14 protein-coding genes and 4 pseudogenes are annotated in these 14,798 nt (G+C 67.6%); 11 read left to right on the plus strand and 7 right to left on the minus strand.

Features of this window, described 5'->3' with window-relative positions:
* Window positions 1-270: 270 nt before the first annotated feature.
* The 4 genes and pseudogenes from OG747_RS50010 to OG747_RS50025 form a co-directional block, all read left to right on the plus strand.
* Window positions 271-393, plus strand: a pseudogene (locus OG747_RS50010) (XRE family transcriptional regulator); the annotation flags it as partial.
* 107 nt (window positions 394-500) lie between these two features.
* The gene (locus OG747_RS50015) at window positions 501-1,769 is read left to right on the plus strand and encodes a hypothetical protein (protein WP_331765109.1); all 1,269 of its coding nucleotides are present in this window, start codon (window positions 501-503) and stop codon (window positions 1,767-1,769) included.
* Between the two features lie 235 nt (window positions 1,770-2,004).
* Window positions 2,005-2,649: a TetR family transcriptional regulator gene (locus OG747_RS50020; RefSeq protein WP_331744036.1), complete on the plus strand. Its 645-nt coding sequence runs from the start codon at window positions 2,005-2,007 to the stop codon at window positions 2,647-2,649.
* A gap of 79 nt (window positions 2,650-2,728) precedes the next feature.
* The gene (locus OG747_RS50025; protein ID WP_331744033.1) at window positions 2,729-4,285 is read left to right on the plus strand and encodes an FAD-dependent monooxygenase; all 1,557 of its coding nucleotides are present in this window, start codon (window positions 2,729-2,731) and stop codon (window positions 4,283-4,285) included.
* On the opposite strand, the gene OG747_RS50030 is transcribed toward OG747_RS50025, so the two are convergent.
* On the minus strand, window positions 4,183-4,653 hold the full coding sequence (locus tag OG747_RS50030; RefSeq protein WP_331744030.1) for a transposase: 471 nt from the start codon (window positions 4,651-4,653) through the stop codon (window positions 4,183-4,185). The two genes, OG747_RS50025 and OG747_RS50030, sit on opposite strands and share 103 nt — an antisense overlap.
* Before the next feature lie 272 nt (window positions 4,654-4,925).
* On the opposite strand from OG747_RS50030, the gene OG747_RS50035 reads away from it, so the two are divergent.
* A complete protein-coding gene (locus tag OG747_RS50035; protein WP_331744027.1) occupies window positions 4,926-5,159 on the plus strand; it encodes a hypothetical protein in 234 nt (77 codons plus the stop codon).
* A 171-nt stretch (window positions 5,160-5,330) separates the two neighbouring features.
* Here OG747_RS50035 and OG747_RS50040 read toward each other — a convergent pair whose 3' ends face one another.
* From OG747_RS50040 to OG747_RS50050, 3 genes are all read right to left on the minus strand, one after another.
* On the minus strand, window positions 5,331-5,573 hold the full coding sequence (locus OG747_RS50040; protein WP_405886326.1) for a hypothetical protein: 243 nt from the start codon (window positions 5,571-5,573) through the stop codon (window positions 5,331-5,333).
* Window positions 5,574-5,969: 396 nt separating this feature from the next.
* Entirely contained in the window at window positions 5,970-6,290 is a 321-nt protein-coding gene (locus OG747_RS50045; RefSeq protein WP_405886546.1) for an integrase core domain-containing protein, read from the minus strand.
* A complete protein-coding gene (locus OG747_RS50050) occupies window positions 6,290-6,820 on the minus strand; it encodes a TetR/AcrR family transcriptional regulator (protein ID WP_331765113.1) in 531 nt (176 codons plus the stop codon). Before OG747_RS50050 ends, OG747_RS50045 begins: the two co-directional genes overlap by 1 nt.
* A 180-nt stretch (window positions 6,821-7,000) precedes the next feature.
* Between OG747_RS50050 and OG747_RS50055 the strand changes: the two genes are divergently transcribed.
* From OG747_RS50055 to OG747_RS50070, 4 genes and pseudogenes are all read left to right on the plus strand, one after another.
* A complete protein-coding gene (locus OG747_RS50055) occupies window positions 7,001-7,363 on the plus strand; it encodes a DUF4267 domain-containing protein (protein WP_331744018.1) in 363 nt (120 codons plus the stop codon).
* A gap of 102 nt (window positions 7,364-7,465) precedes the next feature.
* A complete protein-coding gene (locus OG747_RS50060; protein ID WP_331744014.1) occupies window positions 7,466-7,897 on the plus strand; it encodes an ester cyclase in 432 nt (143 codons plus the stop codon).
* A 222-nt stretch (window positions 7,898-8,119) separates the two neighbouring features.
* Window positions 8,120-8,455 (plus strand): NIPSNAP family protein, encoded by a 336-nt coding sequence (locus tag OG747_RS50065; protein ID WP_331765115.1) that lies wholly within the window; start codon window positions 8,120-8,122, stop codon window positions 8,453-8,455.
* Between the two features lie 147 nt (window positions 8,456-8,602).
* Window positions 8,603-9,412 (plus strand): annotated as a pseudogene (locus OG747_RS50070) (MFS transporter); the annotation flags it as partial.
* A gap of 251 nt (window positions 9,413-9,663) precedes the next feature.
* Here OG747_RS50070 and OG747_RS50075 read toward each other — a convergent pair.
* Complete coding sequence (locus tag OG747_RS50075; RefSeq protein WP_405886329.1) at window positions 9,664-10,674, minus strand: RNA-binding protein; 1,011 nt, start codon at window positions 10,672-10,674, stop codon at window positions 9,664-9,666.
* Between the two features lie 642 nt (window positions 10,675-11,316).
* Here OG747_RS50075 and OG747_RS50080 point away from each other — a divergent pair.
* Both OG747_RS50080 and OG747_RS50085 read left to right on the plus strand, forming a co-directional pair.
* The gene (locus OG747_RS50080; RefSeq protein ID WP_331744006.1) at window positions 11,317-12,558 is read left to right on the plus strand and encodes a glycosyltransferase; all 1,242 of its coding nucleotides are present in this window, start codon (window positions 11,317-11,319) and stop codon (window positions 12,556-12,558) included.
* Window positions 12,559-12,607: 49 nt separating this feature from the next.
* Window positions 12,608-12,712, plus strand: a pseudogene (locus OG747_RS50085) (dipeptidase); the annotation flags it as partial.
* A 495-nt stretch (window positions 12,713-13,207) separates the two neighbouring features.
* On the opposite strand, the gene OG747_RS50090 reads toward OG747_RS50085, so the two are convergent.
* Window positions 13,208-13,903 (minus strand): alpha/beta hydrolase, encoded by a 696-nt coding sequence (locus OG747_RS50090; RefSeq protein WP_331744004.1) that lies wholly within the window; start codon window positions 13,901-13,903, stop codon window positions 13,208-13,210.
* 101 nt (window positions 13,904-14,004) lie between these two features.
* Window positions 14,005-14,496, minus strand: a pseudogene (locus OG747_RS50095) (IS5 family transposase); the annotation flags it as partial.
* Between the last annotated feature and the right edge of the window lie 302 nt (window positions 14,497-14,798).

Below are 14,798 nucleotides of genomic sequence, written 5' to 3' on the forward strand. Positions count from 1 at the left end.
GACCCCGGCAACCTGTGACCCGAACCGCACTACGGCACGAAGACCGCCTACACCAAAGACGGCACCGAGACGAAGACGAAACTGAAGAACGCCGTCTGCAACGGCACCATCACCCTGTCCGCCGCGCGTAGCGCCATCAAGAACAACTGGACCACAGCGCTCCAGGTCACCGGCATCGGCTGACCTCCGGTGAGGCCGTAGGCCGCGCCTCATGATGGGATCCAGGGGGGACCGGCTGCGCCCATGCGGCGCCGGAGCCCAACAGCTCTGTCCCAGGAGCGCGGCGCGAGCGACCAGGGTCTGCAGGAGATCGCCGCCGAAGCGCTCAAGGAGGTGTACTTCCAGGACGGCAGCCGCCGCGCCGGCAGCCTGGAGGAGATGCGCTTCACCGATCGGGCGCAGCGGACTTCTGCGGTCCCCGGTGGTTCTCTGTGTGCAGCCTGCCAGAACATGAGCCGCCGTGCTGGCAGCGTGGCCACCCCGTCCCCCAATATCGGGGCGTGGACATCTGGTTCCGATTCATCACCCGTCGGCAGGCGGACCGGGAGACCGAGAACGAGCGCGCCTGGCACCACTACGTCCTCCTGCGCGTCCACGAAATACCGGGGCTCACCGCACAGGAGCGCGGCGAGATCGTCCCGGCCGCCTACCACGCCTGCTCGGACGGACACCTGCCGCTGTGGAGCCAGGAACGACGCAGTGCCGCCGCCATCGCGCTGGCGCTGCTGTTTGCCCTCATAGGCTGCGCCGGTCTGCTCTGGTTCGTTAACGAGGGCGTCCGCACCGAGTTGGGGAGCTGGCTCGTATCCCACGTGCCGGCGGAGGGCCTGGGTACGTCCGTCCGTACCCAGGCGCTGATCACCGGCCCGCTCATCGGCCTCGGCGCCCTGCTCATCCGCTTCACCACGTCCATGCGAATACTGCGCTCCGCCCTCGGCGACGGTAGCCGGGTCACCTGGGGCCTTCCCTACGCGACGATCCCGCTGATGGCCGTCGTCCTCGTCGGCTGCCCATGGGCCGCGGTGACCATTGCCGACGTCTACGCGTCATGGCCCACCGGATGGAACATCCTCATCGCCCTGGCCCTCGTGTTCGGCGCGGTGCTGGTCCGCGTGTTCCTGGTCGTCGCCGGCTGGATGGAGTCCGTCCGCCCCGCCCCGTGGAACCGTAGCGATGACGAAGCGATCCGATCCCTCTTTTTGAGCACCGTCAACCTGTACCAGTCACGCGACTACTGGGACAGACCTTCAGAGATCGCCTACCTGCGTAACCACATCGATGCCAGTGCCCGCCGTGTTGAGAACAACCGAATACCTCTCCGTGCGGTCCGGTTCCGCGAGCGCGGCCTGCGCACCGAAATCCGACACAAGCACGGCAAGTTGGCCGAACAGCTGCGCCTGCACAGCCGCTCCCTCGCTCAGGTCCACTCCCTGTCCGACTACGACCGCATCTGCGACTCCCTGCGGGCAGGGCTGCTCGCCGCAGTCAGATCTGATTGGGACGAACTGCTGCGACACGCACCCGAGCTGACTGCCGCCTCACAGCTTCGGCGTGCCCTCAACAGGCTCACCGGCCCGGCCGTACTCGTCGCCGCGGGGCTCCTCATCCCCCTTCTCCCGGGCGTCGGACCCGTGCCTGGCGACAGCGTACGCATCCTCCTGCTTGCCTCCGGAGCCCTCGCCCTGCTCCCAGCCGCTACCACCAATCTGGCCCGCAGCGACGTCCAAAGCGCGCTGGACAAAGCCCTGTTCAGCAAGGACAAGACCTAGACGAGTGAGTCCGATGTGTGACTGTGCACGACAGCTGGCGGCATGAGCTGACTTGGGATGATGTCGCAGGGAAGGGTCTCGCTGGAGCAATGCGGCTTCGCCCGGCGATCCCAGGAGTCGCCGCCGTAGTTGCCGACCTGCGCTTTCGCTGCGGCTGATCGGCACTGGCACGCCGAGCCGAAGTTGCGTGGCACGCATTATTGCGTATCCCGCAGTTTTCTGTAGAGTGGTGCTCATGGCGATCAACCAACCGCAGGGCTCCGACTCCGAGACGGGGCTGCGGGAACGCAAGAAGCTGGCGACCCGGCAGGCGTTGAGCTGGGCAGCTTTGCGTCTTGCGCTCGAACGAGGGCTTGAGAACGTGCGGGTGGAGGACATCGCGTCCGAGGCAGGCGTTTCGCCACGGACGTTCAACAACTACTTCTCCAGCAAGTACGAGGCCATCGTCTCCAGGCATGTCGACCGGGTGCAGCAGGTCGCTGTGGCCCTGAGGGCGCGCCCGGCCGACGAACCACTGTGGGACGCAGTCATCCACGCCGCACTGTCACCATTCGGCAGTGAAGAACGCAGCCCGGACCCGGAATGGACCAAGGGCGTCCGTCTGCTGCTCGGCGAACCCGCGCTGCAGGGCGAGATCCTTAAGGCGGCCATGGCTGCGGACAGTGAGTTCGCGGTGGCGGTGGCCGAGCGCACCGGCACCGATGTCGATCGAGATCTCTATCCGAAACTTGTGGCCGCCGCCGTGCTGGCAGCCCAGCAGGCGGCGAGCGATCAGTGGTTGCGCGCGGATCCGCCGGTTCCGCTGCTGCCGCTGCTGCGCGACGCCTTGAAGCTCCTCGCTGCCGGCCTGCCTGACCCGTCGGCCGGTCACTCCGGATAACAACGACGAGCCCTGCATCACCCAAACCGCAGGCCCGCATCGGGGCTGCGTTTGCCATGCCTTCAGAAGGAGGATTTCGATGACATTAGACGTTGTCATCGCCGGTGGCGGCCCGAACGGGCTGATGCTGGCGTGCGAGCTCAGCTTGGCCGGCGTGCGGCCGGTCGTCCTGGAACGGATGACCGAACTCAACGCGGAGCCCAAGGCCAACGGCCTGGTCGGGCAGGTCGTCCGGCTCCTGGACCACCGTGGCCTGTACCAGCGGTTCGGCGGCGGCCCCGGTGCGCCCCAGCCGACCCCGCAGTACATGTTCGGCGCGTTCCCGTTGAACCTGGGCATGCTGGACACCAACCCGATCTGCATCCTGCCCATACCGCAGCGACGGATGGAGCAGTTGCTCGCGGACCGGGCGCACGAACTCGGCGTGGAGATCCGATACGGACAAGAACTGACCGCGCTGTCCCAGGACGACGACGGTGTAACCGTGGAGGTCCAGGGCCCTGACGGTCCGTACCGGTTGCGCACCCGCTACCTGGTCGGCTGCGACGGCGGCCACAGCACTGTCCGGAATCAGGCCGGCATCGGCTTTCCCGGGGTAACCGCGTCGGGCCTGGTGTCCCGAACCGCGCATGTCACGCTTCCCGACTCGGTGCTGACACCAGGAACCGGCGAACTCGGCATCCCCGGATTCGGCAGGATCCGACCGTTCACCTTCACCCGCACCGAGCAGGGCGTCTTCGTCTTCGCCATGCTGGAGCCCGGCAAACCCCTCATCAGCACGATCGAGTGGGACCAACCGCCGAACGACGACGACGTGCCGACCGCGATGACCCTCGAGGAACTTCGGGACAGCGTCAACCGCGTGCTCGGCGTCGACCTGCCGTTCGGCCCACCGAGCGCACCCGGCCCACACCTGCTTCGGCGCCTCGCCGGCGGGAACACCCGGCTCGCCGAGCGATACCGCCACGGCCGGGTGCTGCTGGTCGGCGACGCCGCACACGTCCACTCCGCCGTCGGCGGACCAGGCCTCAACCTCGGCCTGCAGGATGCGGCCAACCTCGGCTGGAAACTCGCCGCGCAGGTCCAGGGTTGGGCCCCGCCCGGCCTGCTGGACACCTACCACAGCGAGCGGCACCCCGTGGGCGAGCGGGTCTTCATGCACTCCCAGACACAGACCGCGCTCATGGCGCCCGGCCCGGGGGTTACCGCAGTTCGCGAACTCTTCGGCGAACTCCTGCAACACAAGGACAACGTCCAGCACATCGCGGACATGATGGCGGGCACCGACATCCGCTACGACATGGCACCCTCACATCCACTCGTCGGACGCTTCGTCCCGGACCTGCCATTGGTCACCGACACCGGGCCGACGCGGGTCGCGGAACTCATGCGGGATGCCAGGCCCATACTGCTCGATTTCACCGGGCGCTCCGCCCTGGCCCACTTGGCGGTGAGCTGGAAGAGCCGGGTGGACGTGGTCGCCGCCGCCTGCCAGGAACCATCCGTGGACGCGCTACTCATCCGTCCGGACGGTTACGTCGCGTGGGCGGCGGCACCCGACGAGCCGACCGAGCAGGTCCACAAGGGACTCCAGCTCGCATTGACGACCTGGCTCGGCGCACCCAACTGCGACTGAGAACTTGCGCCCTCCAACGCCGGAGGAAGCTCAAGGTCCGCGTAGACGGACAGCGCCGCGGGGAAATACTCCCGCAGCATGGTCCACAGCCGCAGGAAGGTGCGGGTTCGTTCCCAGATCAGGGTCTGGCGGGCGCGGGCGACGACCTTCACGGCCTGCGCCCGCTCGCTGTCCCCGGCCACCGGCCGCAGCTGGACCCGGTCGATGCGGACCATGTCTGCGAGCGCGTGCGCGTCGCCCTTGTCGCTCCTGGCGCCGGGACGTGCCGTACCTCTCCCAGAAGCCTGCCTCAGGTTGATCGCATAGACCTGGCAGCCCGAACCGATCAAGGCCTGCGCCCATGAGCCGTGGTCGGTCTCGATCCCCACCACCACCCCGGCCGGATCCAGGTGGGGACCTGAGCGTAGTCCTGGCCCTTCATGGGGTGGACTGCTGCGGCGGGTACGTCGATGGCGACTCGATACCACCAGCGGCCATCTGTGTCTCGTCAACGGGCCTGGAGATCCCCCTCGACGATGCGCCCACCGGGCAGGGTGACTGCCCCACACCGAGCCGCAAATTCGTTCACATGTTCGATATCTGCGCTGCATTGCCCGTCGGTGCCCGTGACTTTCGGCAGTGACCGCCCGTTGCTGAGATCATGATGAAGCGAAGCATCCTCACCACTGCCGTTCTCGCTGTGGGCACGGCCCTCATTGCCGCTGTACCAGCACACGCGGGAATCGCCGACGGCGTCGTCAACAACGCCCACGTCCTCGACGACATCTCACTGCTGAACACGGCCATCAACAGCGACTCGCAGACCAGCCAGAACAACAACGCCAACACCCGCGCTGACGGCCAGGGGAACAACGCCACAGGCCAGCACTCGTAAGACATCCGGGACAACAACCGGTACCGGGCTGTGACCTGCGCACACTGGCCTACCGCCATCCGCTGGTTGGCTGTTCCCCGACGCTGTATTCGGGTGGCCCGAGCGCGACGTCCGCCCGGCATTCCTCGCAGGCCACTGGAAGGTGCCGCCGGGCGATCTCGCCGCTGTCTGTCATCCAGCGCCTCCGCGCTCACGGCGGGTGATCCGCAGCCGCATGGCCTGCCACAGTTCACCAGCACCGCGACTGCTGTCCGGGCGGTCGGCGTGCCCGACCGGGCAGCACGCGTTGTGCGCGACCTTGGCACTGCCGTAGTCGCGGTGATGCGCGCCCGGCCAGGCGATGCCACTGACGAGATGGAAGAGTTCCGCCTGGGCGAAGAGACGTGCAGGGAAGTCACCGGGGATCAGTGCCACCCAGGCCCCTTCTTCTTCTGCCGGATCGCCCCCGACCGTGACCACGGGACGCCAGGATTTCCCGTACTGGGTGGCACCGCCGAAATCCAGCGTCCGGTGCCGGTGCGTGGGCAGACCGCACTCCGGGCACGGCACCGTGATCCGGCGTCCCCACCCCGGTACGGCTACCGCCTCCCCGGCAGGCGCGGGCGAAGGACGAGAGGCGGGCGCATCGTCGGGAAGGGGCAGCGCGTCCACTGGCAATCGCCTTTCAGAAAAAGGAAAAGGTACTGCGAGTCCGTCAATGATCGCGGCTCACCGGGCCGTTGGGTGCATCAGGCACGGAAGTGACCAGCGTGTCCTTGGAGACCTCGAACCCCTTGCTGAAGTTCCCCCCTGATCTTGGACAGCGGGTTTCTACGCTGCGGGGGTGAAGTCTTGTTGCAGCCTGGCTCGGGTTTCGAGCGGGGTGAGGTACCCGAGCTCGGGATGCCTGCGGAGCCTGGTGCGGTTGTATTCAACCTCGATGAAGCAGAAGACGTCAGCGCGAGCCTCGGCCCGCGTCGCCCACACTGCGGTGCCGATCTCGGCCTTAAGTAGGGCAAACCAACTCTCCGCCGCGGCGTTAACGTAACACGAGCCCACTCGGCCCATGCTCTGCCTCATATCCAACTCCCGTATCACCGTACGGAATTCACTGCTCGTGTACTCCCCGAACTCAACCGGTCGTCGCAACATCACCGGGTCAGTATGTGGTGGGCGTGTTCCAGTCGGCTCTGTACGCGCGATTCCGGCTGGCGTCCACCCATCTGGAGGGTGGCAAGGCCGTGCAGGGTTGCCCAGGCGACTTCCGCCCTGGTGTGGTCGGGTCCCGGGAAGGCTTCGTGGATCGCCGCGAAGGCACGCCGTAGCGGTTCAGGGGCGCTCCCGGTCCCGAATCCCAGGCCCGAGGGCATCGAGAACATGGCCTCGTACAGGTGGGGCCGCGCTACGGCGAACTCGAGGTAGGCGCGCATGCGCGCCATGGGCTCGGCGTCGACCGCTTCGAGCGCTTCGGCGATTTCGGTGAACCCGCTGAGGGCCACGGCGTCGATGAGTGCCTGTCGGCCGGAGAAGGCCGAGTAGAGCACCGGCTGCGTGACGCCGATCCGAGAGGCGACCTGGCGCATCGTCACCGCCGCCCAGCCGTCCGACTCGGCGAGCTCTCGTGCGACGCGGATGATCTGAGCGCGCCGCAGGTCCAGGTCAGGAGCCGGTTTGGGGGACATGGCAATGACCATAACACGGTTACATATCGGCGCTAGCGAACGGTGGCCCGCTCGCCCGGCCGGCTTGCGCGGCACCCGGCGGCGTCGGCGGACGCGCCGTCGGCGATGCGGAAGCGCGCCGGGCAACCGTATGCTAACGTCGTTATCGAACATCGATAGATAACGTGGAAAGGATTCCTCATGGTGATCGCCGCTCTCGTCGTCGCGCTCCTCGGCTGTGCCTTCATTCTGTTCATCGGCGGCCGGTTTCTGCTGGCCCCCCAGGTCGCGATGGCCGGATTCGGGGTGCCCGAAGACAGCCTCCGTGCCTTGACCAGCATCAAGGGCGTTCGCGACATCACCTCTGGAGTGGTGCCACTCGTAGTCCTCGCGGCCGCCGGCTCCCATGTCTTCGGCTGGGCCATGCTCGCCGCGGCAATCACCCCGATCGGAGACGCCGTCATCGTCCGGACCAACGGAGGAACCCTCCGCGATGCGCTGAGTATCCACGCGGTCACAGCCGTGCTACTCATCACCGTCGGCCTCATCCTCGCGCTCGCGTAGCGCGGACGCGGGCCACCCCGGCGACCCGACCCGCCAGGTCCTCGTCACCGTCATCACGTGCATGCCCTGCCCAGTCCGTTCCGTCACCAGAAAGTCAGTCTCATGACTACTCCGAACCAGCCCGGCACGTCCGCAGTCACCGGCTCCGACACGCGTTCCGGCTCGGGCATCGTCGACGTCGTCCGCGCCTTCTACGAGCCGTTCCGCACCGGCGACACCACCGTCTACGGCGAGATCCTCGCCGACGACTGGATCGACATCCCGCTCGCCCCCGGCCAGGAGCAGGGGCCCGCAGGCATGGCGGCACAGATCGCGGCATTCCGCCGGGCGATGCCCGACTACGACGTCACGCACGAGGACCTTGTCGTCGGAGGCGACCGGGTGGCCGTCAGGAACACGGTCAGCGGAACGCATCAGGGCGCCTTCATGGGACACGAGCCCACCGGTCGGCGCATCGAGATACGCACGATGGACATCCACTGCGCGACAACCGGATCGTCGTCACCTGGCACCTCGAAGACTTCGCCGGCCTGATGGCGCAACTCACCGCCCCCACCGACGTTCCCGTCCCGGTGGCCTGGAGCTAGCGCCGCATCAGGGTCACGTCCGTCCGGCCGGATCTCCGACCGGACGGCGCGGCACACGGCAACACCTCGCCACTGCCGTCCCTGCGGCAGCCTCCAGCTGACCCTTCAGCCCGCACGTCCATGCCGGCCCAAAGCCGGGATGACCCTCAAAGGACGGAGAACCATTCCCATGCTGTACCAGCTCAGGACCTACACCCTTCGCACAGCCGAAGCGCTCGACGCCTACGCGAATGTCCACTGGCCACGGCATGTGCCGAGCCTGCGCCGTTTCGGCGTCACCACCCACGGAGTGTGGACAGAACCAGACTCACCCTCGCACCGGCTGTTTGCGCTGGTCTCCTACCCGGACGGCGCGGAGCCCGCTGAGGTCGTCCGCACGTTCCTGGCCAGCGCGGAGCAGGCCGCCGACATGGAAGGCTTCGATCTCTCCGACCTTGTGGGTGTCGAAGAACTCCTCCTCGTACCCCGCCTTGACATGACGCCCGGCCTCGCCCCAGGAAAGTAGGCCACCTCCTCGACCGAACCTCCTGGTGGCAGGTCACGCGCCCTCAGGTACGCGTCCTCGGCCGCGCGATCATCCGTCGGCGACGTGTGAGGCGGAGCCGGGGTCAGGAGTCAGTTTGACGTGTCAGCATCAGAAACAGGCTTTGGGGTCCGCGGGCGTGTGGTCGGGGCGCTGTCCGTCGCAGGTTCTCTCGCCCTCGTGCTCGGTGTTCCTGCCGGGACCTGGCTGGGCCGACAGAGCGACTGGCAGGTGCCCGTCGCCATGCTGGCGGCTCTGGGACTCGTCTCTCTGGCGACGATCGCCGTTCTGCTGCCGACCTCGCGTCCGGAAGAAGAACCCGCCGCCTACGCAGCCAGTCCCGACGTCCGGCGGTTCGGGACGGTGCTGGCGACCGGGACCCTGTCCGCCACCGGGGCGTTCACCGGATACACATACATCGTGAAGTTCCTGGGCGACGTGAGCGGGTTCTCCCCGAGCACGGGCAGCGCCCTGCTCGTGGTTTTCGGTGTCGCCTGCCTGGCCGGGGTGAGCATCACCGGGGCGTTGCTGGACCGCTTCCCGCAGTCCGCGCTACCCACGGCCGTAGCCACGCAGGCGGTGGGCATGCTCGGCTTGTACGCGGTCGGCACTCATCCAGTGGCGGCGGTGATGTTCCTGGCCCTCAGGGGCGGAGCACTCGGGCCGGTCTTCATGGTCACCCAGAACGAGATGCTGCACTGCGCGCCGGGCCGCACAGATATCGCCCTCGCGGCGAACTCCGGCGCCTACAACGCCGGCATCGCGGCACGCGCCGCAATCGGGGCACTGGTCCTGCCGCTCGCCGACGTGCGAGGCGTCTTCCTCGCCGGCGGGCTGCTGACCGTCGGGGCCTTCGCAGTACTACTCGGCAGTCGGCTGCTACCTGCGAGCCCGCTTCAACACTCCCGCGGCCAGTTCTTCGTTGACGACCTGCGTTGACGAGACTGACCTTACGTCCCTCAGCCAGTCACACTCGTCTGGCCTGGGCAGACAGGCGCCAGATCTAGATAAGCACCGTCACCAGGCCAAAAGAAATGGCGCCGCTCCACAGCGGTCGGGGCATCACAGACCTCCACGACAACCCCGAGCCCCACCAGCTGTGGGATCTCAGATCCCGTGGCCGAATCTCAGGGCCAGTGGCCACCCGGTGGCCGATCGGCCACGAATCTGAGACAGGCCGGTCGGAGCGCTCACCCTTTGGGCTGACGAAGTGCCCAGTCGCGGTCGCTCGGCGTCGGCTCGGTCCGCCAACGAGCCCGTAGCACTCCGTCGTTGTCGGGCATGACAGCAGTGCACAGAGGCACACGTTCACCCGCATATACAGACAGGAGTGCGGCAGCATGGGCACTGGATATTCGGGAGGCCAGTTCCAGGAACTCGTCCTCGTCGGCGATGACGCTGCGGATGTTGCCGCCGTCGTCGTCCTGCCACACGCCTTCGACGAGGCCATCAGCGGGCAGGGCTCGCAGGACGGCGTCGATGTCGGTGGACAGGGGTGGCCAGACAGCGAGACGGGCCCGGGGAGCCAGTCCAACGCGAACCGGGGCAATGGTGTCGATGGTGAGGTGGTGCCATCGTGAGGCTCCGTCGAGATACGTCTCTTCCAGGATTCCTGCGTGGCCGGTGGCGACTGTCCTGTGCAGGTCGGCCCAGAAGTCATCATCGCCGGGCCGCTGGATGACCTGCGCTTCCTCCTCGGCCTCGAAGGCGTACGGGGAGGCGTCCAGGCGCTCGGGGAACAGCCCGAGCTCGCGGGTGCAGGCCAGCGCTTCCTCGCAAGGCCGGCTGCTGCTGATGTAGAGGTACTGGTCCCACCCCACGTGGGCTGCGAACGAGTCCTCCGCCTCCAGTCGGCACCAGGCACCGCTGTCGCGCAGCATGACCCGCACCAGGTCCAGCGCGATATCGAGCAGCACCTGCGCCCCGTCGTGGAAGCCGGCCTGGCCCGACGGGAAGAGTCCTTCCAGCCCGAAACCATCCACCGGAGGCTCGACACCGAAGTGCGCGAGGGAGGGAACCTGCGGTTCGCGTACGACCAGGTGATCGATGCCGGTGTCCGCGGCGAATGCCGCGACCGTCCGAAGATAGGCCGCCTCTACCTCGCCGTGGTCGCCAACAGTGTCCTCAGGACCGGTGTAGTGGCCATGTCCGTCGCGGTCAGCGGGGTTGTACTTGGTGACGCGGTACACGTAGGTCAGCACGGGCCTCATCCTTCCGCACAGGCCCGACGCCACGCCGAGGAAATGCCAGGGCAGTTGAGACACCGAAGTAGGGACACTCTCTGAGACACGTCCGAAAGTGCCTGGTCAGCGTGATGCCCTATGCCACGAGTCGCGAGGTCCTACACCACCAGCTGTAGGGCCTCGTTTTCCGTGTCGGAATCTCACGGCCGGTGTCGGATGGATGTCGGATACGACAGTGGCGTGAGACAGGTCCATGGGTATCGAACTCCGCCCACCCGGCGGACGCCGCGCCGTGAGCCAAACCTGCCACCTCGGGACCACCCAGGCAATCCTCGCCGTCCAGTTCGCCGCCCTGGAAAGGGACTTGGACGCTCAGCTCTGCATCCGCCCTCGCCGGGGCGAATCACTCCGCCCACCCAGGCCAGCAGGCTGCAGCCGTAGGCCCGGGGGAGATCCTCCTGGGCGGGCGGTACCGCCGTACGCGGCGCGCCGTTGCTTCGTGAGGAGGTTGTCCGTCCAGAGCGGACGGTGAAGGGAAAGGGGAGTACCCACTCCTTTCCACTCTCAACGTATAGCGCACCCGGGGGCTTGCGGCAAGACCCCGGTCGTGCCGCAGAATCGCCGACCGAGGTCAGAATCTGCGGAAACGGGAGTCGCGAAATGCGTGTGTTGTTGTCGACGTATGGGTCGCGCGGGGATGTCCAACCGATGGCGGCACTCGCGGTGCAGCTGCGGGCACTCGGGGCGGAGGTGCGGGTGTGCGCGCCGTCGGACGAGGAGTTCGCGAAGCTGCTGGCCGGTGTCGGCGTGGAGCTGGTGCCGGCCGCCGAGCCGGTGCGCACGCTGGTGACCGGGACGACGCCGCTGACGCCGGAGGGCCTGCCCCAGCGCGCGGCCGCGTTGGTCGCCGCGCAGTACGACGCGGTCGCCGCGGCGGCCGAGGGATGTGATGCGCTGGTGGCGACCGGCCTGGTCCCGGCTGTGGCCGGCGCGCAGTCGGTGGCCGAGAAACTGGGCATCCACTACGCGTACGTGAGCTACTTTCCGACCATGCTGCCGTCGCCGCACCACGCGCCGCACCCGCTGCCGGGCCGGCCGTTCCCACCGGACATGACTGACAACCGGGCGCTGTGGGACCTGAACGCCCAGAGCTTCAACGCGCTGTACGGCCCAGGGCTTAACGCTCACCGGATGTCGATCGGCCAGCCACCGGTGGACGACGTCCGCAGCCATGTCTTCACCGACCGGCCGTGGCTGGCGGCGGACCCGGTCCTGGGGCCGTGGCAGGAGTCAGCGGACCTCGACGTCGTACAGACCGGCGCGTGGATCCTGCCGGACGAACGCCCGCTCCCGGAGGGGCTGGTGGCATTCCTGGACGCCGGCGAACCGCCGGTGTACGTGGGCTTCGGCAGCATGCCCATGCACGCGTCGACGGACGTCGCCCAGGTGGCCATCGAGGCGGTCCGCGCGCAGGGCCGCCGCGTACTCGTCGCCCGAGGCTGGGCCGACCTGGGCCTGATCGACGACCAGGACGACTGCTTCACCGTCGGCGAGGTCAACCAGCAGGCACTGTTCGGCCGGGTGGCCGCAGTCGTGCACCACGGCGGCGCGGGCACCACGACGACGGCCGCCCGGGCCGGCGCGCCCCAGGTGGTCGTACCCCAGATCGTGGACCAGCCGTACTGGGCCGGCCGGGTGGCCGAGTTGGGCATCGGCGCGGCACACGACGGACCGACTCCGACCTTCGAGTCCCTGTCGGCCGCGCTCAAGGCGGCCCTGACCCCCGAGACCCGCGCACGAGCGAGGGCCGTGGCCGACACGATCCGTACCGACGGGGCGACGGTGGCCGCGAAGCTGCTGCTCGACGCGGTCAGCCGAGAAAGGCCGCCAGTATCCGCGTGAACCACGCGGGATCGTCGAGCCGGGGAAGTGCCCGGCGCCTGGCTGCACCGTCAACTACCCCACAAAGTGGTGGCACTGGTCATACGGAGACCGCTACCGGGCCTTGCAGGCAGGAGCGGCAGACGCCCACTACGGGCCCGGGGAGCTCGACTGACCGCAGACTCACAAAGGCCCCGACCATAAGTAGTCGCCTTGGGTGCAGGTGCATGCTGCAGAACCCGGCCTGCACCGGAGGGAATGACACGTTTCCTGAGACGAACTCGCCATGACATGACGTGAGACAGCCTGAAGAGCCGCAGGTCAGGGTGATGCTCTAGGACACGGTTCACGAGATGCTGCACCAACGTATGAGCCCCCGACACGGCCCGCTTCCCGAGGCCGCCGACGCGCACCATCGCCGACATCGCCGCAGGCTGGACGGGTGGACTGGCCCGTCTCCGTCGCCCTCGCCCAGTCCGTACCGGAACTGCCCACCGGAACGGACTGGAGCTGGCGGAGGACCACCAGCCCCGTCACGATCACCGGCGAGATCAACCTGCGCGGTCTGCCCGAGCTGCTGGTCACAGAGATCATCTTCGGACTGCAGGAGCGGACGCGGTCCGGGGCCAAGACCAAGGACCACTCGCTTAGGGCGTGTATCGGAAGTGGATCAAGTCGTAGTGGCGAGTTCGACGAGGTGCCGGGCTGTGGCGGCAGGATCGATGATCTGATGGAGGTGTGCGCCGGGCAGGTGTGCCACACGCCAGCCGCGTTCGCGCGCCTCGACGGAAAGGTCGTCATACGGAGGGCCGAACAGCAAGTAGGAGCAGGGATGGTCGTCCCAGCCGTCGGGGACCGGGATGTGCTGCTCGTAGTAGGACAGCGGCAGGGTGGGCTGCTCCTCAGTGACTGTCTGTCGCACCTTCGGGTCAGAGAACATGGGTGCGACGTCTGCCTCGTCCCACCAATCGGTCCAGCGCGGCAGCCTGCCGTTCACAGCCATCGGGCTGAGGAACTCCAGCAACTCTGGTGAGGCGACAGGGGTCGGTCCGATCTGGGCCGGCAGCGCGGCATCGACGAAGATCGAGCTGGTCACCGGATGGTCGAGGCCCGAGCGGATCGCCGGGAGAAACAAGCCTGCGTTGCTGTGCGCCACCAACGTGACGGGGCTGCCGGCCGAGACCTGCCGGAGGTCGTCGCGGACGGCGTTGACGATGCGGGGCCAAAATGGCGGAGCACCGGCGCCTATGCGCAGCAGGGACGGCACCCGTACCTGGTATCCCGCCGCCGTCAGGTGTTCGGCCACAGGGTGCCAGGTCGAGGGTCCGACGGACGGACTGTGCACGAGAACGAAGATCGGCTGCATGTGACGATCCTGTCGCCTATGCCATCGGAGCCTCGACGGTCTTGGCTGACAGCAGAACGCTTGGCTTCGAAGAAGCTCACGCGCCGCCACAACACGCCCGTTCACAACCATTCGTTGATGGCGGCGATGAGGACGGTGGCTTCGTAGCGGACGGCAAGCTTGTCGTATCGCGTAGCCACGGCCCGGTTCCTCTTGAGGCGGTTGATGCCGCACTCGACCGCGTGCCGAGCCTTGTAGTCCTGCGGGTCGAACTTCGGCGGCCGACCGCCGCGCGAGCCGCGTTTCTTGCGGTTGCGGGCCTGGTCGGCCTTGTCCGGGATGGTGCAGCGGATCCCGCGCCGTCGCAGGTAAGCACGGTTCTTCCGGGAGGCGTACGCCTTGTCGGCGCGCACGCGATCGGGTCGGGTGCGCGGCCTGCCCGGCCCAAGACGCGGGACACGGACCTTGTTCAGGACGGGCTCGAACTGCGGGGAATCGCCCCGCTGCCCGGCCCTGATCACGATGGACATGGGCTTCTGGCCCTGTTCGACGGCCAGGTGCAGCTTGGTGGTCAGGCCGCCGCGCGAGCGCCCGAGCCCGTGATCGTCCGGCTCGCAGCCCGTCCTCGTCTACGACAACTACAAGTCCCACCGCCACCATCGACGTCTGCCCGTCGCCGCGGCGACCGCCGCGCTGATCACCCGGCAACAGCAAGTTGTGCGCCGACGGTTTCCGAATACTCCCACGAAGGACCTGGCGCTGCTGCCCACGCAGATGCGCAAAGGCGCTGCCACCGTCGTGGAGATCCGCCTCCGGCTCTGCGTATGAACCCGCGAGGGTATCGCTGTCACCAGGGACTTGTACGTTACGAGCGATCTGCGACCGGCCGACAGGAAGACACCATGACGCACAGCTC

The organism is Streptomyces sp. NBC_01384 (assembly GCF_045040035.1).
Lineage (GTDB): Bacteria > Actinomycetota > Actinomycetes > Streptomycetales > Streptomycetaceae > Streptomyces.

What these genes read in the sequence shown, in the direction of transcription:
- OG747_RS50025 (WP_331744033.1), top strand. Translation starts at nt 2,729, where the DNA reads ATGACATTAGACGTTGTCATCGCCGGTGGCGGCCCGAACGGGCTGATG.
- OG747_RS50050 (WP_331765113.1), bottom strand. Translation starts at nt 6,820, where the DNA reads ATGTCCCCCAAACCGGCTCCTGACCTGGACCTGCGGCGCGCTCAGATC.
- OG747_RS50035 (WP_331744027.1), top strand. Translation starts at nt 4,926, where the DNA reads ATGATGAAGCGAAGCATCCTCACCACTGCCGTTCTCGCTGTGGGCACG.
- OG747_RS50060 (WP_331744014.1), top strand. Translation starts at nt 7,466, where the DNA reads ATGACTACTCCGAACCAGCCCGGCACGTCCGCAGTCACCGGCTCCGAC.
- OG747_RS50045 (WP_405886546.1), bottom strand. Translation starts at nt 6,290, where the DNA reads ATGTTGCGACGACCGGTTGAGTTCGGGGAGTACACGAGCAGTGAATTC.
- OG747_RS50020 (WP_331744036.1), top strand. Translation starts at nt 2,005, where the DNA reads ATGGCGATCAACCAACCGCAGGGCTCCGACTCCGAGACGGGGCTGCGG.
- OG747_RS50090 (WP_331744004.1), bottom strand. Translation starts at nt 13,903, where the DNA reads ATGCAGCCGATCTTCGTTCTCGTGCACAGTCCGTCCGTCGGACCCTCG.
- OG747_RS50080 (WP_331744006.1), top strand. Translation starts at nt 11,317, where the DNA reads ATGCGTGTGTTGTTGTCGACGTATGGGTCGCGCGGGGATGTCCAACCG.
- OG747_RS50055 (WP_331744018.1), top strand. Translation starts at nt 7,001, where the DNA reads ATGGTGATCGCCGCTCTCGTCGTCGCGCTCCTCGGCTGTGCCTTCATT.
- OG747_RS50065 (WP_331765115.1), top strand. Translation starts at nt 8,120, where the DNA reads ATGCTGTACCAGCTCAGGACCTACACCCTTCGCACAGCCGAAGCGCTC.